Origin of the sequence: Nocardia spongicola, assembly GCF_047200775.1 — a bacterium.
In the GTDB taxonomy this organism is placed as follows: domain Bacteria; phylum Actinomycetota; class Actinomycetes; order Mycobacteriales; family Mycobacteriaceae; genus Nocardia.
In genome coordinates this window covers 1-400 of record NZ_JBJZOO010000073.1, presented here as the reverse complement: position 1 = coordinate 400, position 400 = coordinate 1, and the positions used below count along the sequence as shown (strand labels likewise).

Below are 400 nucleotides of genomic sequence, written 5' to 3'. Positions count from 1 at the left end.
CATACCCCATGATTGTGCGGGGGAGTATCCGATGGACGGTGAACAGCGGGGGTGTTGTTGCCGATGGCGTAAAGAGCGCGGGGGCGGTCGGATTCGAGCCCGGTGCGGATGCGGGCGGCGACTTTCTCCGGGATGATGCCCCTGATCTGTTTCGCGTCGAGGAGCTCCTTTCGATACCGACGAGTCGACGATGTCCATGGAATCTCGGGACTGCCGAACATCCACGCACTGCTGCCTGAAAACAGGTAGAGCCGGTTCGAAGAGCTGGCCTTCCGTTTCTGCCGGTTCTCTTACCGGACGCTGACCGTCCCCTCGCTGGGGGTACTGGCCTCCGAGGTGTCTGGTTCTTCCTGGGGGGTGTCGTCGGCAGCTTGTGCGGTGGGTTGGCTGGTTGTTGTGC

Annotated in this window: 1 pseudogene; it reads right to left on the bottom strand. The window is 62.2% G+C overall.

The features are described from left to right. Window positions 1-221 (bottom strand): annotated as a pseudogene (locus ACL02S_RS24255) (hypothetical protein); the annotation flags it as partial. Between the last annotated feature and the right edge of the window lie 179 nt (window positions 222-400).